Source organism: Streptomyces flavofungini (genome assembly GCF_041028215.1).
GTDB lineage: Bacteria > Actinomycetota > Actinomycetes > Streptomycetales > Streptomycetaceae > Streptomyces > Streptomyces flavofungini_B.
Window position 1 is genome coordinate 1 of the sequence record NZ_JASKYR010001346.1, and the last position, 994, is coordinate 994.

General features: G+C 75.4%; 1 protein-coding gene. It reads right to left on the minus strand.

The window, feature by feature from the left end; genetic code table 11:
• Positions 1-49: 49 nt before the first annotated feature.
• Positions 50-994, minus strand: a 945-nt coding sequence (locus AB8Z36_RS40960; protein ID WP_369218417.1) for an FAD-dependent oxidoreductase, incomplete at its 5' end; no start/stop codon positions are given.

Sequence of the window (994 nt, forward strand, 5' to 3'; positions counted from 1 at the left end):
GGCGAGTGCCGGGTTCGGGTGCCGGTGGCCCGGCCGCTCTCGCCAGCGTTCAACCTGAAGTGGACTTGAGGTCAAGCCTCGTCCCCGAACTCCACTTCGTCCGCGTCAGCGCCAACGCCACCGCCTCCACCGCACTGTTGAAGGACACCTCGGAGAGCACGCCGGGCGCCGCCACCTGGTCCCCGGCCAGGTACACGTCGTCGCCGCGGTCGATCGCCGGGCGGTCGCGCCAGGTGGTGCCGGGTCGGTCCACCGCGCCCGTACGGCCGTTCGCCACCGAGGCGCGGCGCCACGTCAGCCGGTCGCGCCAGCCGTCGAAGCCGAGGTCGAGCAGGTGCTCGGCGCGGGCCACGCCGTCCGCCTTCGACTCCTCGGGGGAGAGCGGGAGCTGCGCCTGTACGAGCTGTTGGCCCGCCGGGGCGAGTGTGCGGTCCTGGGCGGTGAAACGCTCGGCCCAGCCGGTGCGGTCCAGGTCCGACACGGCGAAGGCGTCGCCCCTGCGCGTGCGGAACGCGACGTCGACGAGGGTGGTACGGCCGCTCTCCCAGTACAGGCCGTCGTCCTGGAGCAGGCGGCGGGCGGCGTCGAGCGAGGTGGCGACGACGACCGGGCCACGGTGCGCGACCTCGGCGACGTCGTCGACGCGGGCCAGCGTCTCCACCCGTACGCCCAGGTTCCAGGCCATTCCCGCCATGCGGTCGATGACCGAGTCCCAGCCGCCGCGCGGGTAGTGCGCCTCCGGGGGCAGCTTCGCGGCGCGGCGCAGACGCTCCTGGGTGAAGCGGGCGGAGAGGGCGCCGGGGTCGTGGTGGAACGTGGCCACGGCGGCGTAGCGCGCGGCGGCCCGCGCGCCCTCCTCGCCCGCCTCGCGCGTGGCCCAGGCCGTGAACTCCTCGTCGACCGGGGCGTCGTCGCTCCTCCGGCGGAGCAGCTTCAGCAGGGCGAGGGGCGGGGTGCGGCGGAGGACTCCGCGGTGCAGGAAGCGGAGCCGGGC